Source organism: Pedococcus soli (assembly GCF_054782575.1).
The window spans coordinates 870,468-895,273 of the sequence record NZ_BAAGSF010000006.1; the positions used below are offsets into that span (position 1 = coordinate 870,468).

General features: G+C 71.9%; 22 protein-coding genes. 1 reads left to right on the forward strand and 21 read right to left on the reverse strand.

Annotated elements, in window-relative coordinates; genetic code table 11:
* Window positions 1-114: 114 nt before the first annotated feature.
* The 21 genes from ACYVKF_RS19390 to mraZ all read right to left on the reverse strand — a co-directional run bounded on the left by ACYVKF_RS19390 (window position 115) and on the right by mraZ (window position 23,302).
* Window positions 115-1,038, reverse strand: a complete 924-nt coding sequence (locus ACYVKF_RS19390) for an RluA family pseudouridine synthase (RefSeq protein ID WP_460968606.1) — start codon at window positions 1,036-1,038, stop codon at window positions 115-117.
* The gene (gene lspA / locus ACYVKF_RS19395; RefSeq protein ID WP_082552814.1) at window positions 1,031-1,669 is read right to left on the reverse strand and encodes a signal peptidase II; all 639 of its coding nucleotides are present in this window, start codon (window positions 1,667-1,669) and stop codon (window positions 1,031-1,033) included. The genes ACYVKF_RS19390 and lspA overlap by 8 nt, the downstream gene beginning before the upstream one ends.
* Window positions 1,642-2,529 (reverse strand): TraR/DksA family transcriptional regulator, encoded by an 888-nt coding sequence (locus ACYVKF_RS19400; RefSeq protein WP_460968608.1) that lies wholly within the window; start codon window positions 2,527-2,529, stop codon window positions 1,642-1,644. Before ACYVKF_RS19400 ends, lspA begins: the two co-directional genes overlap by 28 nt.
* A gap of 236 nt (window positions 2,530-2,765) precedes the next feature.
* On the reverse strand, window positions 2,766-4,013 hold the full coding sequence (locus ACYVKF_RS19405; RefSeq protein ID WP_460968610.1) for a DivIVA domain-containing protein: 1,248 nt from the start codon (window positions 4,011-4,013) through the stop codon (window positions 2,766-2,768).
* A 108-nt stretch (window positions 4,014-4,121) separates the two neighbouring features.
* The gene (locus ACYVKF_RS19410) at window positions 4,122-4,412 is read right to left on the reverse strand and encodes a YggT family protein (RefSeq protein ID WP_056914951.1); all 291 of its coding nucleotides are present in this window, start codon (window positions 4,410-4,412) and stop codon (window positions 4,122-4,124) included.
* Window positions 4,413-4,454: 42 nt separating this feature from the next.
* Entirely contained in the window at window positions 4,455-4,940 is a 486-nt protein-coding gene (locus tag ACYVKF_RS19415; protein ID WP_056914952.1) for a cell division protein SepF, read from the reverse strand.
* A 90-nt stretch (window positions 4,941-5,030) separates the two neighbouring features.
* A complete protein-coding gene (locus ACYVKF_RS19420) occupies window positions 5,031-5,732 on the reverse strand; it encodes a YggS family pyridoxal phosphate-dependent enzyme (protein ID WP_460968612.1) in 702 nt (233 codons plus the stop codon).
* Entirely contained in the window at window positions 5,729-6,454 is a 726-nt protein-coding gene (gene pgeF / locus ACYVKF_RS19425; protein WP_460968613.1) for a peptidoglycan editing factor PgeF, read from the reverse strand. Before pgeF ends, ACYVKF_RS19420 begins: the two co-directional genes overlap by 4 nt.
* Before the next feature lie 139 nt (window positions 6,455-6,593).
* Complete coding sequence (gene ftsZ / locus ACYVKF_RS19430) at window positions 6,594-7,832, reverse strand: cell division protein FtsZ (RefSeq protein WP_460968615.1); 1,239 nt, start codon at window positions 7,830-7,832, stop codon at window positions 6,594-6,596.
* A gap of 294 nt (window positions 7,833-8,126) precedes the next feature.
* Window positions 8,127-8,726: a cell division protein FtsQ/DivIB gene (locus tag ACYVKF_RS19435; RefSeq protein WP_460968617.1), complete on the reverse strand. Its 600-nt coding sequence runs from the start codon at window positions 8,724-8,726 to the stop codon at window positions 8,127-8,129.
* A gap of 413 nt (window positions 8,727-9,139) precedes the next feature.
* Window positions 9,140-10,579 carry a UDP-N-acetylmuramate--L-alanine ligase gene (gene murC, locus ACYVKF_RS19440; RefSeq protein ID WP_460968619.1) on the reverse strand — a complete coding sequence of 480 codons (1,440 nt, stop codon included), beginning with the start codon at window positions 10,577-10,579 and terminating at the stop codon, window positions 9,140-9,142.
* The gene (murG, locus tag ACYVKF_RS19445) at window positions 10,576-11,703 is read right to left on the reverse strand and encodes an undecaprenyldiphospho-muramoylpentapeptide beta-N-acetylglucosaminyltransferase (RefSeq protein ID WP_460968621.1); all 1,128 of its coding nucleotides are present in this window, start codon (window positions 11,701-11,703) and stop codon (window positions 10,576-10,578) included. Before murG ends, murC begins: the two co-directional genes overlap by 4 nt.
* Complete coding sequence (gene ftsW / locus ACYVKF_RS19450) at window positions 11,703-12,977, reverse strand: putative lipid II flippase FtsW (protein ID WP_082552817.1); 1,275 nt, start codon at window positions 12,975-12,977, stop codon at window positions 11,703-11,705. The genes murG and ftsW overlap by 1 nt, the downstream gene beginning before the upstream one ends.
* Window positions 12,974-14,590, reverse strand: coding sequence for a UDP-N-acetylmuramoyl-L-alanine--D-glutamate ligase (murD, locus tag ACYVKF_RS19455; protein ID WP_460968623.1), 1,617 nt, complete (start codon window positions 14,588-14,590; stop codon window positions 12,974-12,976). The genes ftsW and murD overlap by 4 nt, the downstream gene beginning before the upstream one ends.
* Before the next feature lie 111 nt (window positions 14,591-14,701).
* Window positions 14,702-15,784, reverse strand: a complete 1,083-nt coding sequence (gene mraY, locus ACYVKF_RS19460; RefSeq protein WP_056914959.1) for a phospho-N-acetylmuramoyl-pentapeptide-transferase — start codon at window positions 15,782-15,784, stop codon at window positions 14,702-14,704.
* Window positions 15,781-17,241 carry a UDP-N-acetylmuramoyl-tripeptide--D-alanyl-D-alanine ligase gene (locus ACYVKF_RS19465; protein ID WP_460968625.1) on the reverse strand — a complete coding sequence of 487 codons (1,461 nt, stop codon included), beginning with the start codon at window positions 17,239-17,241 and terminating at the stop codon, window positions 15,781-15,783. Before ACYVKF_RS19465 ends, mraY begins: the two co-directional genes overlap by 4 nt.
* Complete coding sequence (locus ACYVKF_RS19470) at window positions 17,238-18,830, reverse strand: UDP-N-acetylmuramoyl-L-alanyl-D-glutamate--2,6-diaminopimelate ligase (RefSeq protein ID WP_460968627.1); 1,593 nt, start codon at window positions 18,828-18,830, stop codon at window positions 17,238-17,240. Before ACYVKF_RS19470 ends, ACYVKF_RS19465 begins: the two co-directional genes overlap by 4 nt.
* A 17-nt stretch (window positions 18,831-18,847) precedes the next feature.
* Window positions 18,848-20,632 (reverse strand): peptidoglycan D,D-transpeptidase FtsI family protein, encoded by a 1,785-nt coding sequence (locus tag ACYVKF_RS19475; RefSeq protein WP_460968629.1) that lies wholly within the window; start codon window positions 20,630-20,632, stop codon window positions 18,848-18,850.
* 359 nt (window positions 20,633-20,991) lie between these two features.
* Window positions 20,992-21,651, reverse strand: coding sequence for a hypothetical protein (locus ACYVKF_RS19480; protein WP_460968631.1), 660 nt, complete (start codon window positions 21,649-21,651; stop codon window positions 20,992-20,994).
* Window positions 21,648-22,637 carry a 16S rRNA (cytosine(1402)-N(4))-methyltransferase RsmH gene (gene rsmH / locus ACYVKF_RS19485; protein WP_460968633.1) on the reverse strand — a complete coding sequence of 330 codons (990 nt, stop codon included), beginning with the start codon at window positions 22,635-22,637 and terminating at the stop codon, window positions 21,648-21,650. The genes ACYVKF_RS19480 and rsmH overlap by 4 nt, the downstream gene beginning before the upstream one ends.
* Before the next feature lie 233 nt (window positions 22,638-22,870).
* On the reverse strand, window positions 22,871-23,302 hold the full coding sequence (gene mraZ / locus ACYVKF_RS19490) for a division/cell wall cluster transcriptional repressor MraZ (protein WP_056914965.1): 432 nt from the start codon (window positions 23,300-23,302) through the stop codon (window positions 22,871-22,873).
* 394 nt (window positions 23,303-23,696) lie between these two features.
* Here mraZ and ACYVKF_RS19495 point away from each other — a divergent pair, with 394 nt between their 5' ends.
* The gene (locus ACYVKF_RS19495; protein WP_235529038.1) at window positions 23,697-24,800 is read left to right on the forward strand and encodes an AAA family ATPase; all 1,104 of its coding nucleotides are present in this window, start codon (window positions 23,697-23,699) and stop codon (window positions 24,798-24,800) included.
* Window positions 24,801-24,806 lie beyond the last annotated feature (6 nt).

Genomic DNA, 24,806 nt, shown 5'->3' on the forward strand with positions numbered 1-24,806 from the left:
TCCGGCGTGTCGCCCCACCGTGTCGCGGCGGGTTTCCGTCGCGGTCGCCCGACGACCGGTGCGGTATGCCGCGGACCCGGGTCCGCGGCACACCGCACCGGCTCGTGGGGTGCCTCAGAGGCGGTCGAGCGCGCTCTGCAGGTCGGCCGGGTAGGGGCTCTCGAAGGTGACGTGCTTGCCGGTGCCGGGGTGCTCGAACCCGAGCCCCACGGCGTGCAGCCACTGGCGCTCGAGGCCGAGGCGAGCCGCCAGGGTGGGGTCGGCTCCGTACGTCAGGTCGCCGGCACACGGGTGGCGCAGGGCGGAGAAGTGCACGCGGATCTGGTGGGTCCGGCCGGTCTCGAGGTGGATGTCGAGCAGCGACGCCGCGCGGAAGGCCTCGATGACCTCGTAGTGGGTGACGCTGGGCTTGCCCTTGTCCATCACCGCGAACTTGTAGTCGTGGCCGGGATGGCGGCCGATCGGGGCGTCGATGGTGCCGACCACGGGGTCGGGCAGGCCCTGGACGAGCGCGTGGTACTTCTTGTCGACGGTGCGGCTGCGGAAGGCCTGCTTGAGGACGCTGTAGGCGTACTCCGACTTGGCCACGACCATGAGGCCGCTCGTGCCCACGTCGAGGCGCGACACGATGCCCTGGCGCTCGCTCGCGCCGCTGGTGGCGATGCGGTAGCCGGCGGCGGCCAGGCCACCGACGACGGTCGGGCCGGTCCAGCCGACGCTGGGGTGGGCGGCCACCCCGACGGGCTTGTCGACCACGACGATGTCGTCGTCGTCGTGGATGATCCCCATGCCCGGGACGGGTTCGGCGATCACCTTCAGGCTCGGGCTGTCCTCCGGGGTCGGCAGCAGCACCTCGAGGAGGTCGCCCGCCGTGACGCGGTCGGACTTGCCGGCCGGCGCGTGGTTGAGCTGGACGTCGCCGGCCGCGGCCAGGTCGGCCGCCTTGGTCCGGGAGACCCCGAACAGCCGGGCCAGGGCCGCGTCGACCCGTTCGCCCTCGAGGCCGTCGGGGACGTGGAGCGTGCGGGCGTCAGGCATGGGCGTCGTCCTGACCGGCAGCGGAGCCGCTCTCGTGGTGGGAGGGGGTGGTGCGGGAGGCGTGCGGCGCCTCGTGGCGGCCGGCGCGCACGCCGTCCACGCCGATGCCGCGCAGGGCCAGCACACCGATGAGGGCGGCGGCGCTGACGATGGCGATGTCGGCGACGTTGCCGATGAAGAGGCTGAAGTAGTCGATGAAGTCGACGACGTGGCCACGGCCGGGGCCGGGCTCGCGGGTCATCCGGTCGGTGAGGTTCCCCACCGAGCCGCCGAGCAGCAGTCCGAGCGCCCAGGCCCAGCCCCGGCTGCCGATGCGACGAGCCGTCCGGATGATGAAGACGAGCACCCCGAACGCGATGAGTGTGAGCACCCAGGTGGCGCTGTTGGCGATGGAGAACGCGGCCCCGGGGTTGCGGATCAGGTTGAACCGGATGAACTCGCCCACGACGTCCACCGGCTCACCGGGGGTCAGCGTGCGCAGGGCGACCACCTTGCTGAGCTGGTCGGCGACGTAGACCAGCACGGCGGTCACGGCCAGGAGCCGGAACAGTCCGCTGCGGTCCCTGCGGGGGTCGGGGGTGGAGGTGGACTCGTCGGCCGCGGTCAGCGGCGCTCCTGCTTCGTCTTGCATGTCATGCATAGGGTCGCACGAGGAGCGGCCTGAAGGCGAAGTTTGCCGATGGGGTTGCCGCACGACTCGCAGATGCCGTAGGTCCCGTTGTCGAGCCGCTCGAGGGCGTGCAGGTTCTGGTCGAGCATGTCGCGGGCGTTGTTCGCCAGCGAGATCTCCTGCTCGCGCTCGTAGGTCTTGGCGCCCGCGTCGGCCTGGTCGTCGCCCGCACCGTCACCCGCGTCGCGCATGAGACCGACCAGGTCGGCCTCGGCCACCCGGATCTCCTGCCGCAGGTGGGCGACGTCGCCCTCGATCTCGGCACGCACCTCGCGCAGCTCCTTGGCGGTCCAGGGCGACTCGTCGTCCCGGACGACGAGGGAGGCCGGCGACGCCTTGGTGGCCTTGGTCGCGGCCGCCTTCCTGACCGGCGTGGCCTTCGTCGCGGGGGCAGCCTGCTTTGCCGCGGGTGCGGCCTTCTTCACGGGTGCGGCCTTTGTCGCCGGGGGCGCAGCCTTCTTCGCGGGAGCGGCCTTTGTCGCCGGGGGCGCAGCCTTCTTCGCGGTAGCGGCCTTTGTCGCCGCAGGCGCAGCCTTCTTCGCGGGAGCCGCCTTCTTCGCCGCAGGCGCAGCCTTCTTCGCGAGAGCCGCCTTCTTCGCCGCAGGCGCAGCCTTCTTCGCGAGAGCCGCCTTCTTCGCCGCAGGCGCAGCCTTCTTTGCCGCGGGTGCAGCCTTCTTCGCGGGGGCCGTCTTGGCGGCGGCAGCCTTCGTCGCGGGCGCGGCCTTCTTCGCGGCGGAGGATCCCGCCTTCTTCGCAGGAGCGACCTTGGCCGAAGCCTTGCCCGTCGCAGTCGTCGTGGCGGCGTGTGCCTTGTGAACCATGGTGAGCCGGGCCCCTCGGTCGCAGGGCGCTCCGTGGGAGCGCTGTCAGGTGCGGTGAGGATAAGCGCTGGAGGTCAGGGACTCAACGCCAAAACACCCTGTATCAGCGACCATTCTGGGTGGACGGCGACAGGCGCCCACCGCGATCGCGGTGGGCGCCTGTCGTGGGTGCCGGTCCTGCTGCTGGTCGTGCAGCCAGTGGTGGTGCCGGGCTGCTCCCGACCCGGCGGGTGCTGCTACTGGCGGTCGTCGTCCTGCTGGCCCTGGTTCTGGTCCTCGTTCGAGCCGTCCTGGTCCTCGTCGTGGCTCTCGTCCTTGGCGGACGGCTCCGCGCCGTCCTCGGCCTCGGCCTCGGGACCACCCTCGGGGGCGAGCCCGGTCTGGTCGAGGTCCGCGAGCTGCTCCTCGATGTAGCTCTTGAGGCGGGCGCGGTAGTCACGCTCGAACGTGCGCAGCTCGTCGATCTTCATCTCGAGCAGGCTCCGCTCGCGACCGAGCTCCTCGAGGATCTGCGCCTTCTTCTGCTGCGCCTCGTGGACCATCCCGGTGGAACGCTCACGCGCCTCGGTGATGAGCTGCTCGTGACGCGACGTGGCCTCGGCGACCAGCTCGTCGTGGCGGTTCTGGCCGGTGGACACGAGCTCGTCGTGCTTGGCCTGTCCGGTGGAGACCAGCTCGTCGTGCTGGGCCTGTCCGGTGGAGACCAGCTCGTCGTGGCGGGACTGTGCCTCGGAGATGAGCCGGTCGCGGGTCGACTCGCCCTGGCCGACGTGCTCGTCGTGCAGGCGCTGGGCCATCTCGAGCAGCGCGGCTGCGCTGCCACCGCCACCCACGGCCGCTGCTGCGGCGACGGGGGCGGCGTTGTCGGACGCCGGCGCGGCAGCGGCGACGGACGCCTGCTGCTCGGCCTCGGCGGCCCTGGCCTCGGCCTCCTCGGCGCGGGCGCGGGCCTCGTCGATCTGGCGCTGGGCCTCGGCGATCCGCTGCTCTGCCTCCTGCGCACGGGCCTCGGCGTCACCGGCGTGCGTCTCGACCTGCTGCTGGGCGTCGCCGATGCGCGCCTGGGCGGAGGTCTCGGCCTCTTGGGCTCGCGCGGCCGCCATCTTCTCGGCCTCCTCGGCCCTGGCGTTCGCCTCGGCGATGCGGGCCTCGGCGGCCTTCTCGGCCTCCTGCACCTTGGCCTCGTACGCGGCGATCCGGTCCTGCGCCTGCTGGGCGGCCTTGGCCTCGGCCTCCTGGGCTGCCTTCGCCTCGGCGGCCTTGGCCGCCTCGGCCTTGCCGTCGGCCTTGGCGACGGCCGGCATCCCCTTGCTCTGGCGGCACTCGTTGAGCTGGTCGCGCAGGTCGTCGGACTCCTTGACGACCCGGCGCATCTCGGCCACGACCTCGTCGAGGAAGTCGTCGACCTCGCGCTCGTCGTAACCACGACGGAACTGGGTCGGAGTGAAGTTCTTGTTGAGGACGTCCTCGGGCGTGAGCGTCATGTAGTCACCTCTGTTGACAGGCGGGGAGCAGAGCAGGACAAGCATCCCAGAGACTGGGCTGCTCGCCAGCCTAGAGGATCTGCGGGGTCCGGCAGGAAGCGGCGGGACCTACAGGATCTGGGTGAGGACGCTCACGAGGACGAAGAGGATGAGGAAGGCGAGGTCGAACCGGATGCTCCCGAGCTGCAGCGGCGGGACGACGCTGCGCAGCGCCTTCAGGGGCGGGTCCGTGACCGAGTACAGGACCTCGGCGACGACGAGCAGGACGCCCCGTGGGCGCCAGTCGCGGGCGAACACCTGCACCCAGTCGAGGACGAGGCGTCCGATGAGCACGACGTAGAAGGCGAACACCACGAAGCGGATGATGTCCGCGAAGATGTTGAAGCCGAGCAGATGCATGGAGTCACCCTGCCATGACCGGCTGGGCGGGGGCTGGGCGGATCAGCTCTGGTTGAACAGGCCGCGGGCGGTGGGCGCCGGGACACCCTCCTCGGCCGAGACCTCAACGTGCGCCGGCGACAGCAGGAACACCTTGGACGTGACCCGCTCGATCTGGCCGTGCAGGCCGAACACCAGGCCGGCGGCGAAGTCCACGAGTCGCTTGGCGTCGGAGTCGTCCATGTCGGAGAGGTTCATGATGACGGGCGTCCCGTCGCGGAAGCTCTCGCCGATGTTCTTGGCCTCGTTGTAGGTGCGCGGGTGGATCGTCGTGATGCGGTTCAGCGCACCCACCTCCACGTCGCGGACCACGCGGGCGACCGGCGTGCGCTGCGGCAACGGGGTGACGGCGGCCGAACGCTCGGGCTGCTGGGGCGCCTCGGCGCGGGCCGGCTGCTCGTCGTAGTCGTACTCGTCATACCCCTCGTAGCGCTCGTCGTCCTCGGCAAGCCCGAGGTACACCATCGTCTTGCGCAGCGCCCCAGCCATTACGAGCTCCTTCAGTGGATCAAAGTTTCGGGTGGTTCAGAAAGTCGTTCGTCCGACCGAGGCGTTCCCCGTTCGTGCTCGCGACCGAAGTTACCGGTGTGACTGCCGAGTTCCGAGGATTGCGCTCCCGACACGCAGGTGTGTCGCACCGTGCGCGATCGCGGCCTCGAGGTCACCGCTCATGCCCGCCGACACCCAGTCGGCACCCGGGTGCTCCTCCCGTATGCCGACGGCCACCTGCTGCAGGGTGGCGAAGGCGGGATCGGGGTCGGCACCCCACGGCGCGACCGCCATCACCCCCTGCAGGCGCAGGTGGGTGGCACCCGCCACGAGGTCGGCGAGGCCGCGCGCCCCTTCCGGCGGGACTCCCCCACGCCCGGGCGCCTCGTCGAGGTTCACCTGCACCAGGACGTCGGTCGTGGCCCCCGCGGCCGCTGCCGCCCGGTCGAGAGCCGTCACGAGCTTGGGGCGGTCGACCGACTGGACGACGTCGGCGTACCCCACGACGGACCCGGCCTTCTTCGACTGCAGCTGGCCGATGAAGTGGACCTCCAAGCGGTCCCGCGCCGTGACCTCGGTCAGCTTGGCGGAGACCTCCTGGTCGCGGTTCTCCCCGATCGCCGTGATGCCGAGGTCGGCGAGCAGGTCGACGTCGCTCGCGGGGAAGAACTTCGTCACGGCGATGAGCGTGACCTCGCCCGGGTCGCGGCCCGCGTCCGCACAGGCGCGGTGGATCCGGGTGCGCACGACCTCCAGGTTGGCGGCGAGCTCGTCGCGGCGCTGGTCACTCATGCGCGGTCCAGCACGACGACGCCGGCGAAGCGGCCGGTGCGGCCGTCCCGGCGGTAGGAGTACAGCGATTCGTTCTCACGAGCGCAGCCCGGGATCCATTGCACAGCAACGCCTTTCGCATGCAGCTGGGCGACCACTCCGGATGCCACGTCGATGGCCGGCGTCCCCGTCCAGGACACGGCCGCGGACTCGGGCGCCACGGCGGCGGCCTCGGCCCGCATGTCCGGCGGCACCTCGTAGCAGCGACCGCACACCGAGGGCCCGACGACGGCACCGATCTCGGTCGCCCCGAGGTCGCGCATGCGCTCGACCGCGACGTCGACGATGCGCGAGGTCATCCCGGGCCGTCCCGCGTGCACCGCGGCGACCACCCCGGCGGTCGGGTCCGCGAGGAGCACCGGGGTGCAGTCGGCGACCAGCGCGGCCAGGGCCAGCCCCGGCGTCGTCGTCACCACGCCGTCCGCGGGCGGCGGCCCCGACGGTCCCCAGGGTTCGTCGACGACGAGCACGTCGTTGCCGTGGCACTGCTGCAGGAAGAGCAACCGCGGGCGATCCACCCCGACAGCCTCGGCCACGCGCGTCCGGTTGGTCTCGACCGCCGTGGTGTCGTCACCGACGTGCCCCCCGAGGTTGAGCGAGCCGAAGTCGCCCGTGCTGACGCCACCCTCGCGATCGGTGAACGCCCATTGCACCGGACCGGACCGACCACGCGCGAAGAACACGGCCCCAACCTACTGCCCGGGGCGAGGCCCCCGCCGTCGCCCCGTCGCGTCGACACCCCGTCCCGGTCATGACATGCGTCAGGGGCGCCGGACCCGTGGGTCCGACGCCCCTGACGAGGCACCGCGACGGTCGGTCGTCCTACTTGAGGAAGTCCGGCACGTCCAGGTCGTCACCCTCGTCGAAGGTCACCGTGCGGGGCGGACGACCCGCCGGCTCACGGGAGACCGCGGGCTCCTGCGCCGGCGCCGCCGGCTGGGAGGGCTGGAACATCGGGTTCGGCTGCTCGCGCTGCGGCTGCGCCTGAGGGGCGGGCGGCTGGGGCTGCTGGGCCGGGGCCGGCTGTGCGGCCGGAGCCGGGGCAGCCTGCGGAGCGGGGCGCGAGGTGCCCTGCACCTGGCCGATGGCCCGGTCGTTGTCGCGCTTCAGCGGCGCTCCGCCGTCGAAGCCGGCGGCGATCACCGTGACCCGCACCTCGTCACCGAGGGCGTCGTCGATGACGGCGCCGAAGATGATGTTGGCCTCGGGGTGGGCGGCCTCCTGCACCAGTCGGGCCGCCTCGTTGATCTCGAACAGGCCGAGGTCGCTGCCACCCTGGATGGAGAGCAGCACCCCGTGGGCGCCGTCGATGCTCGCCTCGAGCAGCGGGCTGGAGATGGCCAGCTCGGCGGCCTGCACGGCCCGGTCGTCACCGCGGGACGACCCGATCCCCATGAGGGCCGAGCCGGCACCCTGCATGACCGACTTGACGTCGGCGAAGTCGAGGTTGATCAGGCCGGGGGTGGTGATGAGGTCGGTGATGCCCTGGACGCCGGACAGCAGGACCTGGTCGGCCGAGCGGAACGCGTCCAGCATGCTGACCGCGCGGTCGCTGATCGACAGCAGCCGGTCGTTCGGGATGACGATGAGGGTGTCGACCTCCTCGCGCAGGTTCGAGATACCGGTCTCGGCCTGGTTGGCGCGACGACGACCCTCGAAGGTGAAGGGGCGCGTCACGACACCGATCGTCAGGGCACCGAGTCCCCGCGCGATCTTGGCGACCACGGGGGCGCCGCCGGTACCGGTGCCGCCACCCTCGCCCGCCGTCACGAAGACCATGTCGGCCCCCTTGAGGACCTCCTCGATCTCCTCGGCGTGGTCCTCGGCGGCCTTCTTGCCGACCTCGGGGTCGGCACCGGCGCCGAGCCCTCGGGTCAGCTCACGGCCGACGTCGAGCTTGACGTCGGCGTCGCTCATCAGCAACGCCTGGGCGTCGGTGTTGATGGCGATGAACTCCACGCCCTTGAGGCCGACCTCGATCATGCGGTTGATGGCGTTGACGCCACCCCCGCCGATGCCGACGACCTTGATGACGGCCAAGTAGTTCTGTGGTGCTGCCACGGCGGTGGGCCTCTCCTGAATGCGGTGCCTGAAAACGGTGCCTGAGTGCGGTGAAAATGTCTGGACGTCAAGTCGAGGGTTACACTTATGTCAACTTTCCGGTGCCGCCGACGCTATGCGCTGGGTGCGTGGCAGGCAAAGATTCGGCCCGCGTGTCGCAGCACGGATTCGCCCGTTTTCCGGGTTTCTCGCCGGGCGCCTCGGGGCAGTCGCCACACCAGTCACAACCGCCTCATACGTACCACTCTCGCACGTCCGGTCGCGCCGGTCCGCAGCGCCTGTCGGGACCGACTCTCAGCGGGTCACCGGGGTGTCCGGCGCACTGACGTCGATGACCTTCGGGGCGGACCGCAGCAGCGCCGTCATGATCGCCAGCTTGCGCTCGGGGTCGTTGTTCCCGCCCCACACGACGGTGGTCTTCCCCAGCTTGAGGGTGACGAGGTTGGCGCTGCTCACGGTGACGTTCGAGACGCGGTGCTGCAGGCTCGCCGGGAGCACCTTGACGACGCTGACGGCAGCCCCGAGGGCATCGCGCGACAGGGCGGCCTCACTGGCGGCGTTGACCGTCGGCACGCCGGCGGGAGCGGTCGTCACCTGGGCGTAGGCCACTCCCTCTGCATCCACAACCTTTAGTTGACCTTGAGGGTTCTTGACCACGAGGAACGGCACCCGCGGGCTCGCGTGGATGACCAGGGTCGAGGGCCAGGACCGCTCGATCGAGACGTCGGCGACGGTCGCCCGCTCGGCCACCCGCGCGGCGACGAGGTCCTGGTCGACCCGCGCCAGGGGCTCACCGAGGGGCACCCGGGCGAGCGCGCGGATGGGGGCCACCTCGGAGGCCGGCACCCCCACGACCTCGACGGTGCGCACCGCCAGGACCGGGCTGAAGGCCACGAGCCAGACGAGGAGGCCGAGGACGACGAGGGTCCCCCCGGACCACAGCAGCAGCCGCAGGGGGCGTCGGCGGACGTCCTGAGCCCGGCGCTGGAACCGGGCGGCCGAGGAGGCCAGGCCGGTCGGGACGGTCGGGCGGGACGGCCGTGGACCACTCGGTGCAGAACCATTCGGTGCAGAAGCCCTCGGGGTGGAGGCCTTCGGAGCAGAACCATTCGGTGCAGAAGCCCTCGGGGTGGAGGCCTTCGGCGCCGCGCCGGCCCTGGCCCCGGAGGCGGACCGGCCGGCCCGGTCCTGCGACGAGGGGCGCGGCGACCCCGACCGGGGCTGTGACGGGCGGGACGTTCCCCCGGTGCGCGGTGCGCCGGCGGGCCGGGCAGTCCGGTCGGACCCCGGGGTGTCGGACGGCCGGCTCACGGTCGTCCGAGGGCCCGCAAGATCTCCGGGCCGATCATGGTGACGTCGCCGGCACCGACGGTGAGGACCAGGTCGCCCTCGGCAACCAGCTCGGCGACGGTGTCGGCGACGGCCGACCACGACGGGACGACCCTGACGTCCGCCGACGCGTCGAGCGCGGTGAGGGCGTCGGCGACCAGGGCCGAGGACACCCCGGGCACGGGGTCCTCACGGGCTCCGTAGATCTCCATGAGCAGGACCACGTCGGCCGGCACGAGCGCCTGCGCGAAGGCCGCCGCGAAGTCCCGGGTCCGTGAGTAGAGGTGTGGCTGGAAGACCACGACGAGCCGCCCCCGGTCACCGACCAGGGCGGCTGCGGTGCTGACGACGGCGGCGACCTTGCCGGGGTTGTGGGCATAGTCGTCGACCACGGTCACCCCCGCTGCCGAGCCCTTGAGCTCGAACCGCCGACGCGTCCCCGTGAACCCGAACAAGCCGTCCAGGACCCGGGTCGGCTCCTGGGCCAGACCCTCCACGGCCACGGTGTAGGCCGCAGCGGCGTTGAGCAGGTTGTGCCGTCCGGGGATGTTGATGCGCAGGGCGCGGTCCGTGCCGTCGGGCCCGGTGACGGTGACCCGGCTCATCAGCCCCCGGGACACCTCGTCCCGGAGCACGACGTCGGCGTCGGTCGAGAAGCCGTAGGTCAGCACCCGGGCGCCGGAGGCGCGGGCCTCCTTGGCCAGCGATCGGGAGCCCTCGTCGTCGTGGCACGCCACGAGCAGCCCGCCGGGTTCGATGGACGCGGCGAACGCGGCATACGCCTCCTGCACGCGCTCGAACGTCCCGTAGAAGTCGAGGTGGTCCGGCTGGACGTTGGTGACGACGCCGACCTCGGGGCGGTAGACGAGGAACGAACCGTCGCTCTCGTCGGCCTCGGCCACGAAGACGTCACCGGTCCCCCAGTGGGCGTTGGTGCCGTGCTTGGCCAGCTCTCCCCCGGCGGCGAACGACGGGTCGATCCCGCAGTGCTGCAGCGCGACCGTGAGCATCGACGTGGTCGTCGTCTTGCCGTTGGCGCCGGCGACGGCGACCCGCCGCGAGCCGGCCATGGTGCTGGCCAGCGCCTGGGAACGGTGCAGGACCCGCAGCCCCCGGGCGCGGGCCGCCGAGAGCTCGATGTTGTTCTCCCGGATGGCCGAGGAGATGACGACGGTCTGGACCCCGTCGAGGTGGGACTCCGCATGGCCGACGTGCACGGTCGCGCCCTCGGCCTGCAGGGCGGCCAGGACCGGCGACTCCTTGGCGTCCGACCCCGAGACCCTGCACCCGCGGGCGAGCATCACCCGGGCCACCCCGGACATGCCCGCTCCCCCGATGGCGATGAAGTGCACGGCGCCGAGCTCCTCCAGCGGAGGGACCGCGTCGGTGAAGTCGAACCGCTCGTTGGCGCCGTTCACCGGTCGCCCCCTGCCGCACCGTTCCCGGACTCGCGGAAGGCGCGGACCACGAGGTCGGCCAGCGCCTCGTCGGCGCCCCGCGAGCCGGAGGCCGCGGACGCCTCAGCCATCGCGTCGAGTCGGTCGCGGTCGACGACCAGCGGCAACAGGGTGGTGTCGATCCAGTCGGGTCCCATGGCCGCGTCGTCCACGATGACTCCACCCCCGGCGGCCACGACGTCGGCGGCGTTGAACCGCTGCTCGCCGTTGCCGATCGGCAGCGGGACGTAGACCGCGGGCAACCCCACGGCGGTGAGCTCGCAGACGGTGTTGGCCCCGGCCCGCGCGACGACGAGGTCGGCCGCGGCATACGCGAGGTCCATCCGGTCGGCGTAGGGGACGGTGACGTACGGCGCACCCGGGCCCTCGACCTCGGGCACGAACTCCTTGCCCGCACCGGTGAGGTGCAGGACCTGCACCCCGGCGCCGCGCAGGACACCCGCGCGGGCCTGGAACGCGGAGTTGAGCCGCTGCGCGCCCAGGGAGCCACCCGTGACGAGCAGGGTCGGCCAGTGGTCCTCGAGGCCGAAGTGCGCGAGGCCCTCGGCGCGTGACGCGACCCGGTCGAGCTGGCTGATCTCGCGGCGCAGGGGCATGCCGATCGGGGTGGCGTGGGGCAGCGAGGTGCTCGCGAACGTCGTGGCGACGTACCGCGTGATGCGTGCCCCCAGCCGGTTGGCCAGGCCGGGACGCGCGTTCTGCTCGTGGATGACGACCGGTATGCCGCGGCGGCGGGCGGCGATGTACGCGGGCGTGGAGACGTACCCGCCGAACCCCACGACGACCTGGGCCTGCGTCTGGTCGATGGCCCGCTCGGCGGCGGCCACCGCGGTGCGCAGGCTGGTGGGCAGGCGGAACAGGTCGGCGGAGGGGCGGCGCGGGAGCGGCACCTTCGGGACGGTCAGCAGCGGGTACCCGCGCTCGGGCACCAGCCGGCTCTCCAACCCGGTCTCGGTCCCGAGGGCCGTGACGAGGATGTCGGGGTCGCGGCGGCGCAGGCAGTCGGCGAGGGCGAGCAGCGGCGAGACATGGCCGGCCGTCCCGCCACCGGCCAGCAGGACCGACGTGGGGGTGTCAGCAGTCATCAGCGATTCCGCCGCCCCGGGAGCACCGCGAGGGACCGCTTGACGACCGACGGCTTCGCCGACAGGGCCTCGGAGCAGCCGGGCTCCTGCCGGGCGAACGACAGCAGCATGCCGAGGGCGAACATGGTCGTCATGAGGGAGGAACCACCGTAGGAGACGAGCGGGAGTGGGACACCGATGACGGGCAGCAGCCCGATGACGGCTCCAATGTTGATGATGGCCTGGCAGACGATCCACGCCATGACCCCGGCGGTCGCGATGCGCACGAACATGTCCTTGCTGCGCAGCACGATCCGGTAGCAGACCAGGGTGAGGGCACAGAAGAGACCGAGCATCACGAGGGTGCCGGGGAGACCGAGCTCCTCGCCGAGGATGGCGAAGATGAAGTCGTTGTGCGCCTCGGGGAGCCACGACCACTTCTCGCGCGAGGCGCCGAGGCCGACGCCCCACCACCCGCCGTCGGCGAGGGCGTACCGACCGTGCAGCGGCTGCCGGGCCGCGCCGTACGGGTCGGTGTCCTTGCCGAGCCACACGTCGAATCGGGCGAGTCGGTTGGGGCTGGTCACGACCATGAGGACGGCGAGCGTGGTGAAGGCGGTGAGCCCCCAGACGAACAGGCGCCGCGGCACCCCCGCGGCGAAGAGCAGGGCGGCGACGATGCCCCCCATGACCATCACGGTGCCGAGGTCGTGACCCAGCAGGACCAGGCCGATGGTCGCGGCGGCGACGGGCACGAGGAAGGGCACGAGGACGTGCCGCAGCCGGCCGAGGGAGCGACGCTTCGCGGACAGCACGGCGGCGCCCACCAGGACGAGGCCCACCTTCGCGAACTCCGAGGGCTGCAGCGAGATCGGGCCGACACCCAGCCAGTTGCGGTTGCCGTTGACGGAGACGCCGAGCGGGGTGAAGACGAGGACCTGCAGGAACAGCGCGCCCACGAGGATCGGGACCGACAACGCCTTCCACGTGCGGATCGGCACGTGCGCGGCGACGGCCATGGCGATCCCGCCGAGGACGGCGAACTGCAGCTGCTTGCGGAAGTAGACGTAGGGCGTGGCGTTGTCGGTCTGCACCAGCGACTTCACCGACGAGGCGGACAGCACCATGATCAGGCCGATGACCACGAGGACGACGGCCACGGAGAGCAGGACGTAGTAGCTCGTCACGGGAGAGTCGAGGCGCTGGAGCCAGGTGCTGACCTTGGTGGGCTCGTCACGCGAGGCACCACCGCGGGCCCGCGGCTTCGAGGCGGGCGCGGCGGTCACGCTGCTCACGCCTGGTCCCCCTGCGGGTCGGTCGGGTCCGTCCGGCCGGAGCCGGTCGCGCCGTCGCGGCCGGTTGCTCCGTCGCCGCCGGTTGCGCCGTCGCGGCCGGTCGCGCCGTCGGAGGCGGTCGCGCCGTCGCTGGCCCGGCGGGCCACCGCGGCGGCGAAGGCGTCGCCCCGTGCGCCGTAGTCGGTGAACATGTCCATCGACGCGGCTGCGGGTGCGAGGAGCACCACGTCACCGCTGCGGGCGAGCCCGGCGGCGTGCTCGACGACGACATCCATGGCACCAGTGTCCGTGCTCGACACGTCGACCACGGGGACATCCGGCGCGTGTCGGGCGAGCGCCTCGGCGAGGGTCGCGCGGTCCGCCCCGAGCAGGACGACGGCCCGCAGCCGGGGAGCCGCCTCGCGGACGAGCTCGTCGACGTCGGCGCCCTTGAGCAGACCACCGGCGACCCACACCACGTGCTCGAACGACAGCAGCGACGCCAGCGCCGCATGCGGGTTCGTGGCCTTGGAGTCGTCGACGTACCGCACGCCGTCGACCTCGCCGCAGTCGGCGATGCGGTGCGGCTCGGGACGGAAGGCCCGCAGGCCGTCACGGACCGCGGCGGGTGGGACGCCGTAGGCACGGGCCAGCGCCGCGGCGGCGAGCGCGTTCGCGAGGTTGTGCGGGGCCAGCGTCGCGGCACTGCCTCGGACGTCGTCGAGCGTGGCGAGCTCGGCGGCGGAGGTCTTGCGCTCCTCGACGAAGGCCCGGTCGGCGAGGATGTCGTCGACCACCCCGACCATCGAGAGGGCGGGCATCCCGAGGGTGAACCCGATCGCGCGGCACCCTTCCTGGACCTCGGCCTCCATGACGAGCCGCTCGGTGGCGGGGTCCTGGACGTTGTAGACGCAGGCGACCTTGGTGTTCGCGTAGACCTTGCCCTTGGCGGCGGCGTACTCCTCGAACGACCCGTGCCAGTCGACGTGGTCGGGCGCGACGTTGAGGCAGGCCGAGGCGTGCGGGGCGAGGGAGTCGGACCAGTGCAGCTGGTAGCTCGAGAGCTCGACCGCGATGACGTCGTAGGGCTCGGGGTGCAGGACCGCCTCGAGGATCGGCGTCCCGACGTTGCCGGCGGCGGTGGCGCGCAGGCCGGCCGCGCGCAGCATCTCGGCCAGCATGGTCACGGTGGTGGTCTTGCCGTTGGTTCCGGTGATCGTCAGCCAGGGCGCCGGACCGACGGCGGCGCGCATCCGCCAGGCCAGCTCGACCTCGCCCCACACCGGCACGCCGGCGGCCGCGGCCTCGACGAGCAGGGGCTGGTCCGGCCGCCAGCCCGGGGAGGTGACGACGAGGTCGGCGGCGTGGCCCTGCGGCATACCGGCCACGTGCTCGGGCCCGAGCCGGACGTCGACGCCGAGGATGTCGAGGATGCGCGCCCGCTCCCCCAGCCGGGTGTTCGTCTCGGGGTCTCCCCCGTCGACGGCGACCACGTGCGCGCCCCGCTCGTGCAGGGCGTCCGCGGCGGCGAAGCCACTCACCCCGAGCCCGGTGACCACGACCCGCAGGCCGCTCCAGTCGGCGCTGCCGTTGGTCAACCCGTCGAGTCGTCCGCCGACCGGTGTGCTGCTCACTGCTGGTGCTTCCTCACTGCTGGTGCTGCTGTCTGGTGCCGTCTGGTGGTGTTGTCTGGTGGTGTTGTCTGGTGGTGTTGTCTGGTGGTCAGGTGGCCGGTGCTGCCGGGGTCACTGCGCCCCGACGACCCACTCGGCGTAGAAGAGTCCGAGGCCCAGGGCCACGAACAGTCCCGCGATGATCCAGAACCGGATGACGATGGTGACCTCGTTCCACCCGAGCAGCTCGAAGTGGTGCTGCAGCGGCGCCATCCGGAAGACGCGCTTGCCGGTCATCTTGAAGGACCCGACCTGGATGATGACGGACAGCGTGATCGTGACGAACAGGCCGCCCAGGATGATGATGAGCAGCTCGGTGCGGGTCGTGATCGCGAGGCCGGCGAGCGCGCCACCGAGGGCCAGCGAACCGGTGTCCCCCATGAAGATCTTGGCGGGTGAGGCGTTCCACCACAGGAAGCCGAAGCAGGCGCCCATGCAGGCCGCGGCGACGACCGCCAGGTCGCGGGAGTCGCGGACCTCGTAGCACTTGAGGCCGGGCGTGATCTGGCAGTTCTGGTTGCCCTGCCAGATGCCGATGAGGACGTATGCCGCGAACACCATCACCGACGCACCGGTGGCGAGTCCGTCGAGGCCGTCGGTGAGGTTCACGCCGTTGGACGTGCCGGCGATCATCAGGTTGGCCCAGATGACGAACAGGATCAGCCCGACGAGGGTCCCCGCGAACGCGAGGTTGACCGGGGTGTCACGCACGAACGAGATGTACGTCGACGCCGGCGTCCGGTGCTTGCTGTTGGGGAACTGCAGGGCCAGGACCGCGAACACGACCGCCACGAGAGTCTGCCCGGCGAGCTTCTCGCGCGACCGCAGGCCGAGGCTGCGCTGCTTGGAGATCTTGATGTAGTCGTCGAGGAACCCGACCAGCCCGAGGCCGGCCATGAGGAACAGCACCAGCACGCCGCTCCACGTCACCGGGGTGCCCGTGACGAGGTGCGCCAGCGCGTAGGCCGCGATCGCCGACCCGATGATCACCGCGCCACCCATGGTCGGCGTGCCGCGCTTGGTGTGGTGCGAGGTCGGGCCGTCGTCGCGGATGAACTGGCCGTAGCCCTGCTTGACCAGGTACTTGATGAACATCGGCGTGCCGAACAGGGCGCCCACGAGGGAGACGACGGCAGCGATCAGGACCGCCTTCACGTCGCGTCCTCCTCGCTGGTCTGGGCACCCTGCGGGCCGGCCTCGGGGGCGCCGAGGGCGGCCACCTTGTCTCCGAGCCACCGTAGTCCGGCGTCACGGCTCGACTTGAACAACACGACGTCACCGGGGCGACAATTCTCGACGAGCAGGTCGTACGCCGCGTCGGCGTCGGGCACCCAGACCGCCTCCTCGCCCCACGACCCCTCGTGCTGCGCGCCGCTGGCCATCGGCCGGGCGACGTCGCCGACGACGACGAGCCGGGAGATGTTGAGCCGCACGGCGAGCCGGCCGATGGCGTCGTGCTCGGTGGTGGACTCCTCCCCCAGCTCGAGCATCGAGCCGAGCACGGCCCAGGTGCGACGCTCGCGGCCCTGCGCGTCCCGGCCCATCGCGGCGAGCGCCTTGAGGGCCGCGCGCATCGAGTCGGGGTTGGCGTTGTACGCGTCGTTGACCACCGTGACGCCGTCGGGTCGTTCGACGACCTCCATCCGCCAGCGCGAGGCCGGGGTGGCGGAGGCCAGTGCCTCGACGACCGACTCCAGGGGCAGCCCGCACTCGAGCGCGGCGGCGACGACGGCCAGGGCGTTGCCGACATGGTGCTCGCCGTGCAGCGGCAACGTCACCGGTGCCTCGCCGGCGGGCGTGAGCAGTCGGAAGGTGGGTCGACCGGAGGCGTCGAGCACGATGTCCTCGGCGCGGACCGTGGCGTCCGGGGCGGTCCCGACGAGCTGCACCCGGGCAGCGGTCCGGCCGGCCATCGCGCGGACGACCGCGTCGTCGGCGTTGAGCACCGCGAGCCCGTCGTCGGGCAGGGCGGCGACCAGCTCGGCCTTGGCCACGGCGATCGCCTCACGGGAGCCGAACTCCCCCACGTGGGCGGTGCCGACGTTGAGCTCGATCCCGATCCGGGGCGGGGCGATCGTCGTGAGGTACTCGATGTGCCCGATCCCCCGGGCGCCCATCTCCACGACGAGGTAGCGGGTCTGCGCTGTGACGCGGAAGACCGTGAGCGGGACACCGACCTCGGAGTTGAGCGAACCCACCGGGGCGACGGTCGGCGCCACGGACGACAGGACGCTCGCCAGGAGGTCCTTGGTCGACGTCTTGCCGGACGACCCCGTGATGCCGATGACGGTGAGGTCGGGGTGGCGGTCGACGACGGCGCGGGCCAGGGAGGCCAACCCCGCCTGGATGTCGCCGACGACGACGCACGGGAGCTCGTCCACCTCGCGGGTGGTCATGGCGGCGACGGCGCCGAGCGCCGCTGCCGGGCCGACGAACTGGTGGCCGTCCATCTGCTCGCCGACGCGGGCGATGTAGAGGCCACCGGCTCCCGCTTCCCGGGAGTCGGTGACGACGGGGCCGTCGACGACGAGGCGCGCCGCCTCGTCCTCCGGTATGCCGTGGAGCCGTCCACCGGTGATGGTGGCGATCTCCGCCAGGGACAACGGGATCACTGCGTACCTCTCGTGCCGGTGGCGACGGCGCGCAGGGCGCGGGCCACCTCTTCGCGGTCGTCGAACGGGTGGATGGTGCCGGCGACGTCCTGGCCGGTCTCGTGGCCCTTGCCCACGACGGCGACCACGCTGCCGGGCCCCCGGTCGTGCGCGGCCCGGACGGCCTGCTCGATGGCAGCGGCCCGTCCGTCGACGTCGTGCAGGTCGTCGGTGCCGCCGGCCGAGGCGGCCTCACGCGCGCCGGCGAGCACGGCGGCGCGGATCACCGCAGGGTCCTCGGAGCGCGGGTTGTCGTCCGTGACCACGACCACGTCGGCACCGAGGGCCGCTGCCCGCCCCATGGCGGCGCGCTTGCCGCGGTCGCGGTCGCCACCGGCGCCGAGGACGACGACGAGGGCACCGAAGGTCTGCGGCCGCAGGGCCTTGAGCGCCGCGGCGACCGCGTCGGGGGTGTGGGCGTAGTCCACGACGACCAGCGGCAGCGACGGGTCGTCGGCGGCCCCGGCACCCCCCGTGCCCTCGGGCAGCGACACCTTCTCCATCCGGCCGGGCACGTGCGGGTCGCTGCGCAGGGCGCGCTCGACCTCCTCCGCCGCCGACCCCGAGTCGAGCAGGGCGAGGGCGGCCATCGCGGTGTTGACCCGGTTGAAGTCCCCCGGCAGGGCCGAGCGCAGCCGCAGGGTGGTGGTGCCGTCCGACAACGTGAAGTCCGCCGGGTCGTGCCCGGACGTGGTGTCGGCGGCCGTCACGAGGTGCCAGTCGGCGTCGACGTCCGGCAACGAGGTCATCGTCGTGACGGGCACGGTGGATATCGTCGCGAGCTCGCGTCCCCACTCGTCGTCCACGCAGACGATCCCGCGCCGTGCCCGTTCCGGGGTGAACAGCGAGGCCTTGGCGAGGAAGTAGTCCCGCATCGTCGGGTGGAAGTCGAGGTGGTCCTGCGAGAGGTTGGTGAACAACGCCACGTCGTAGACGACGCCGTCGACCCGGTGCTGGGTCAGGGCGTGGCTCGACACCTCCATCACGCAGGAGTCGACCGACCGCTCCCGCATCACCGCCAGCAGGGCGTGCAGGACGGTGGCCTCGGGGGTCGTCCTCATGCTGCGCAGCCGCTCCTCACCGATGCGGGTCTCGACCGTGCCGATCAGTCCGGTGGTCTGGCCCAGGGCGGTGAGTGCGGAGTCCATCAGGTAGGCGGTGGTCGTCTTGCCGTTGGTGCCGGTCACGCCGTAGAGCCGCAACCCGAGGTCCGCCGTGCCGTAGAGCGTCCGGGCGACGGCGCCGACGACGCTGCGGGGTCCTTCGACGACGACGGTCGGGACGTCCAGCCCGTCGGCCGCGAGCACCGCGACCCCCGCCGCGTCCGTCAGGACGGCGACGGCCCCGGCCTCCAGCGCCCCGGCGGCATACCGGGCACCGTGGGCGTTGGCACCGGGGAGGGCGGCGTAGAGGTCGCCGGGCACGACGTCCTGGGAGGCGAGGGTGACCCCCGTCACGACGACGTCCTCACCGCTGACGGTGCCCCCGACGAGGGCGGCCACGGCAGAGATCGGGGTGGCGTGCAGCGACGCCGGACGGGGGGAAGGCACGGACAGCGAGCCTACCGTCAGGGCCGCGACCGGGCTGCGTCAGAGCCCCGGTCCCGCAGCACCGTGGCGTCGGACGGGTCGGGGGTCTGGTCGGCCTTGACCTTCACCGTCGGCGACTTCGTGCCGGTCGGCGGGATCTGGAGCTCCTGGAGGGCGTAGGTCATGACGTCCTTGAACACCGGACCCGCGACGACACCGCCGAAGTAGCCCTTGATCGGGCGCTGCAGCGTCACGGCGACGACGATCTCTGGGTCGTCGGCGGGGGCGAAGCCGATGAAGCTCGCCGTCTTGCCCGAGTAGCCACCCACCTTGGCGTCGTACCGGTCGGCCGTACCCGTCTTGCCCGCGACGCGGTAGCCGGGGATCTTCGCCTCGGGGGCGGTCCCCTCCTTGCCGACGACGCCCTCGAGCATGTCGCGGACCTTCTTCGCCGTCTCCGCGGAGACCACCTTGACGCCCTTGGCCTTCGGGACCGGCGTGAACGTGCCGTGCCCGTCGCTCGTGGCGGCGACGATCCGCGGGGGGATGCGGACCCCGTCGTTGGCGATGGTCTGGAAGACGCCGGCGGCCTGGAGGGCGTTGACGGACAGGCCCTGGCCGAAGAGCACGGTGTAGCGCTGCGAGCCGCTCCAGTCCTTGTAGTCGGTCAGCAGGCCGGGTCCCTCACCCGGGAAGCCCATGCCCGAGGTCGACCCGAGACCGAACTTCTTGAAGTAGGAGTACATCGTCGAGGCCTTGACCTTCTCCCCGGCGAGGATGGTGCCGATGTTGCTGGACTGGGCCAGCACGCCCGCGAAGGTGAGGTACTCCGTCGGGTGGTCGTGGCTGTCCTTGAACTCCGTGCCGGAGCGGTGGATCCGGTTGGGGACCTCGACCACCTCCGACGGGTTCACGGCCCCCTCCTCGAGCGCCGCCGCCGCCGTGATGACCTTGCCCGTCGAGCCGGGCTCGTACACGTCGTTGAACGCCTTGTTGGTCCAGTTCTCCGGGTCCTGACCCGGCTGGTTCGGGTCGAACGTCGGGTAGGACGCGACCGCGAGCAGCTCACCCGTCTTGACGTTCTGCACGACGACCGTGCCGGACAGCGCCTTGGTCTCGATCACCTTCTGCGCCACTGCGTTCTGCGCGAACCACTGCAGGTCGGAGTCGATGGTGAGCTTGACGTCCTTGCCGGGGACCGGCTCGGTGGTCTCGGACCGGGCGTTCGGGATGGCGCGGCCGTCCTGGGACTGCTCGAAGATCGTCCGACCGGCCTTGCCCTTGAGCGTGGAGTTCATCAGCACCTCGAGCCCACCACCGGCGGAACCGTCGGACTGCACGAAGCCCACGAGGGACGCAGCCGCGGTCGACGTCGGGTAGTTGCGGTCCGAGGTCGCCTCGGAGTAGATGCCGTTGATGCCGAGCTCGGAGATCTTGCGCCAGTTCAGGGGCGTGATGTTCTTGGCCAGCACGCGGTAGCGCGAGGTGCCGGTCAGCTCGGTGACGAGCTGGTCGACGGGCACCCCGAGCAGCGGGGAGAGGTCCTGAGCGGCCCCGGCGACGCCGACGGTGGCGCGGACGCCGTTGACCGACTTGATGTACTTCGGCACGGCGGTCTGGTCGACCGTGACCGTCCGGCGCTCGATGCTCGAGGCGAGGATGGTGCCGTTGCGGTCGACGATGCTCCCGCGCATGGCGGGCAGGGCCACCGTGGCCGTGCGGTTGGTCTGGGCGTCGGCCGAGACCGCCGAGGCGTCGAACCCCTGCAGCCGCAGCAGCTGGGCCCCGAAGATGCTGAAGACGAACAGGATCGCCACCGTCATCGACCGCATCCGTCGACGAGGGTTCGACCCGTCCAGGCTGACCGAACGGCCCAGGGGGCGACGCGGCGGCGAGGCGGGGCGCTGGGGTGCCACCGGGCGCTTGCGGGGCACCGGTCGACCGGGGGCCGCCTCGGACCGGGCGCGGGTGCCGCCCGCTGCGGGACGGCCGGCCTTGGTCGAGGTCGCCCGCTCCTTGCCAGCGGCGGCGCCGGGTGCCGGACGTCGACGGGGTGCTTCACCGTTCGCAGGACGAGGGCGCGGGGCTCCGGGGCGAGTGCCTCGGGTCTGCGTCACTGGGTACCTCGTGTCTGGGTCAGGGCTTGATCAGGGTCTGGTCGGGGCTTCGATCGGGGCTTCGATCAGGGCTTCGGGGTGGCGGGCGTCGGCGTCGTGGTCGCCTTCTTCGCCGGGGTGGTGGTGCTGGTGCTGGTGGTCGTCTTCGTCTTCGCGTCGACGCTGGTCACCGTAGTGACGAGCGACCCGTCCGGCTTGGTGACCTTCTCGGTCGTCGTCGTCACGTCCCCCTTCGTGCTGACGGTGGTCTTCGGCCCCGTGCTCTTCGCCGCGGCGGACGATGCGGACGTCGCCTCCGGAGCCGTGACCACGGTAAAGCCGGCCTGCTTCTTGGCCGGGCTCGCCACGCCGAGGACCTTCCCGTCGCTGAGGCGCAGGAACGCGGCCGAGTCGGCCGGCACCATCCCCAGCTTGGCGGCCCGCGCCGCGAGGTTGGCCGGGCTGCGCTGGGCGTCGATCGCCTGGGTGAGGGCCTGCTGGGTGTCGGTGAGCTCACCGGAGGTCGCCTGGAGACGGTGCAGGGTGAACGACCCCTCTGCCATGGCGGTGTTGAGCATGAGGAGGGCGACCAGGCCGGCCACGAGCAGGGTCATGCACAGCGCCGCGAACACGCCGTTGCCCGGCTGGCCGATCGCCGCCGGCACGACCCGCAGCGGCTGGGGCGACACCTGCCGCCGCAGTGGTGCCCGAGATGCGACCCTCGCCGTCGCAGTCTGCTGGCTCATCGGTGGGTTCCCTTCGTTGCAGTGGAAAGTCGGGTGCGTTCGGCGGCCCGCAGGCGCACCGAGGCAGATCGGGGGTTGGCGGCCTGCTCGTCGGCGGGCGCCTCCTCGGCGCCACGCGTGAGCAGCCGCAGGTATGCCGCGTGCTCGGGGAGCTCGACGGGCAGGCCCTCCGGGCTGCTCCCCTTGGCTCCCTGCGCCAGCACGCGCTTGGTGATGCGGTCCTCGAGCGAGTGGTAGGACAGGACGGCCACCCGGCCGCCGACGCCGAGGGCGTCGATGACGCGCGGCAGCGCCCGGGCCCAGACGGACAGCTCGGCGTTGACCTCGATGCGCAGCGCCTGGAAGGTCCGCTTGCCGGGGTGTCCCCCGCTCTTCTGGGAGGCGGCGGGCACGGCCTTCTTGAGGAGGTCGACGAGGCGGCCGGACGTGGTGAACGGCTCCGTCTCGCGCTCGCGCACGATGGCACCGGCCACCTTCCTGGCGAACCGCTCCTCGCCGAACTCGCGCAGGATGCCCTCGAGGTCGGCCGCCGAGTAGGTGTTGAGCACCTCGGCCGCTGTGATCCCGGTGGACTGGTCCATCCGCATGTCGAGCGGCGCGTCCTGGCTGTAGGAGAACCCGCGGTCGGTCTCGTCGAGCTGCAACGAGGAGACACCGAGGTCGTAGAGGCTGGCGTCGACGTGGGTGACCCCGGCCTCGGCCAGCGCTCGCGGCACCTCGTCGTAGACGGCGTGGACGAACGTGGTGCGGCCGGCGAAGCGGTCGAGGCGTTCCGCGGCGAGCGCGAGGGCCTCCCGGTCGCGGTCGATGCCGACGACGCGGGCCTGCGGGCAGGACTCGAGGATCGCCTCGGCGTGGCCGCCCATGCCGAGGGTGCCGTCGAGGTAGACGGCACCGGGCTCGGTGAGGGCGGGGGCGAGCAGCTCGACGATGCGGTCGCGCAGGACGGGAATGTGCCGGTCGGCGGCCATTCCTCGTGAGTTCATCGCGCTGCTCCTGCTCGTGTCCTGCTCGTGTCCTGCTGGGGTGGTGTCCGGGTCCTGCTGGGGTGGTGCCGGTGGTGCTGGGTGGGGCGGTGCGCCCGGTCCTGCTGTGGTGGACCCTGCGGTCAGGTCCCCATCCGCTCCGTGCGGCCCGGGACGGGGGAAGTCGTCCCGGGATGTGAAGCGGCTGGAGACCTGGCTGCAGGGGCCGCGGGCACGAGTGCCCGGCGGGTGCGTCACAGCAGGCCCGGGATCACCTCCTCGGACTGGTCGGCGAAGCCCTGCTCGGTGCTCTCGAGGTAGGCGTTCCAGGCGTCGGTGTCCCAGACCTCGACCCGCGACCCGGCGCCGATGACGGTGCAGTCGCGGGTCAGGCCGGCGTAGGCGCGCAGGGTGGCGGGGATGGTCACGCGACCCTGCTTGTCGGGGACCTCGTCCGAGGCCCCGGAGAGGAAGACGCGGGTGAAGTCACGAACGGCCTTGCTGGTCGTCGGCGCCGACTGCATCTGCTCGGTGACGCGGACGAACTCCTGCATGGGGAAGACGTAGAGGCAGCGCTCCTGGCCCCGGGTGACGACCAGCCCGCTGGCCATCCGCTCACGGAACTTCGCGGGCAGGAACAGGCGGCCCTTCTCGTCGAGGCGGGGGCTGTGCGTCCCGAGGAACACGGTGCACCCCTCCCCTCACTGCGACCACAGGACCCCACGGCCCTCTTGTTTCCCCCACTTTACTCCACCCTCACCCCCACAGGTACCCACTTCCGCACGTTTTCCTCATCCTTTCGGCTGTTTCTGCAGGTCAGACTGGTGGTGGAAAGTGGTGCGCCGTGACGGTCCCGGACCACCTGATTGGCCCGTCGTCCCGGCTTTCGGCGACGATTGACCGGTGGGTGGAACCTCGGGGACGATCCGGGCACCGAAACGGGGGCCCGGGCGTTCCCGAACCAGCCCCGTGAGGTCACGAGACGGCATACCTGCTGTCCCGGTGGGGCAATGTGGGGAAAGATCGGGACCATCCGCAGGGCGCAGCGTGGCGCCGACGGAATCGACGGAAGGACAGCCTGTGCAGGGTGGGTATGAGGACCAGGGCGGGGGCCCCCACGGGTCGATGGGCGGTTCCGCAGGGAACCAGCTCGGCACCGGCGGGCGGCAGGGGGCGGGCAGCTCACCCGCCACCGGACCGGAGAGCCTGCTGTCGTTCCCGGCCGGCTCCCCCGCATCGCTGAGCCAGGTGACCGAGGTGGCCGGGCGGCTCGCGCGGGCCATGAACTCGGTCATCGAGGGCAAGCCGGACGTGGTGCACACGGCGATCACCGTGCTGCTCGCCGAGGGGCACCTTCTCCTCGAGGACGTGCCGGGCGTCGGCAAGACGATGCTGGCCAAGACGCTGGCGAAGACCATCGACTGCTCGGTGCGGCGCGTGCAGTTCACCCCCGACCTGCTGCCCAGCGACATCACCGGTGTCAGCGTCTTCAACCAGGACGTGCGCGACTTCGAGTTCCGGCCGGGGGCGATCTTCGCCAACGTCGTGGTGGGTGACGAGATCAACCGCGCCTCCCCGAAGACCCAGTCCGCCCTGCTCGAGTCGATGGAGGAGGGCCAGGTCACCGTCGACGGCCAGACCTACGACCTGCCGAAGCCGTTCATCGTCATGGCGACGCAGAACCCCATCGAGATGGAGGGCACCTACCCCCTCCCCGAGGCCCAGCGCGACCGGTTCATGGCCCGCATCTCCCTCGGGTACCCCTCGTCCCGCGCCGAGGTCGCCATGCTCGACAGCCACGGCCAGGTCTCCCCGCTGGAGACGCTCAGCCCGGTCACCGATGCCGCGACGATCACCGCCATGGTCAAGGCGGTCCGTTCCGTGTTCACCAGCGACGCCATCAAGCAGTACGTCGTCGACCTCTCCTCGGCCACCCGATCCAGCTCGGCCCTGCGGCTGGGCGCCTCACCGCGCGCGACGCTGCACATGCTGCGCGCGGCCCGGGCCCACGCCGCCCTCGAGGGTCGGGACCACGTGCTGCCCGACGACGTCCAGGCCATCGTCGTCCACGTCCTGGCGCACCGCGTCATCCCCACGGGGGAGACCCAGCTCGCCCGCCGTAGCACCGCCGAGGTCCTCCAGGACCTGATGCGGCGGGTGCCGGTCCCTGCGGCCGGCCGCTGAGGCTGC

Excerpts from the sequence above, each read along its gene's own strand:
- ACYVKF_RS19400 (WP_460968608.1), bottom strand. The coding sequence starts at position 2,529 with ATGGTTCACAAGGCACACGCCGCCACGACGACTGCGACGGGCAAGGCT.
- ACYVKF_RS19475 (WP_460968629.1), bottom strand. The coding sequence starts at position 20,632 with ATGACGGTGGCGATCCTGTTCGTCTTCAGCATCTTCGGGGCCCAGCTG.
- murG (WP_460968621.1), bottom strand. The coding sequence starts at position 11,703 with ATGACTGCTGACACCCCCACGTCGGTCCTGCTGGCCGGTGGCGGGACG.
- ACYVKF_RS19390 (WP_460968606.1), bottom strand. The coding sequence starts at position 1,038 with ATGCCTGACGCCCGCACGCTCCACGTCCCCGACGGCCTCGAGGGCGAA.
- ACYVKF_RS19480 (WP_460968631.1), bottom strand. The coding sequence starts at position 21,651 with ATGAGCCAGCAGACTGCGACGGCGAGGGTCGCATCTCGGGCACCACTG.
- rsmH (WP_460968633.1), bottom strand. The coding sequence starts at position 22,637 with ATGAACTCACGAGGAATGGCCGCCGACCGGCACATTCCCGTCCTGCGC.
- ACYVKF_RS19415 (WP_056914952.1), bottom strand. The coding sequence starts at position 4,940 with ATGGCTGGGGCGCTGCGCAAGACGATGGTGTACCTCGGGCTTGCCGAG.
- ACYVKF_RS19405 (WP_460968610.1), bottom strand. The coding sequence starts at position 4,013 with ATGACGCTCACGCCCGAGGACGTCCTCAACAAGAACTTCACTCCGACC.
- ACYVKF_RS19420 (WP_460968612.1), bottom strand. The coding sequence starts at position 5,732 with ATGAGTGACCAGCGCCGCGACGAGCTCGCCGCCAACCTGGAGGTCGTG.
- ACYVKF_RS19410 (WP_056914951.1), bottom strand. The coding sequence starts at position 4,412 with ATGCATCTGCTCGGCTTCAACATCTTCGCGGACATCATCCGCTTCGTG.
- lspA (WP_082552814.1), bottom strand. The coding sequence starts at position 1,669 with ATGCAAGACGAAGCAGGAGCGCCGCTGACCGCGGCCGACGAGTCCACC.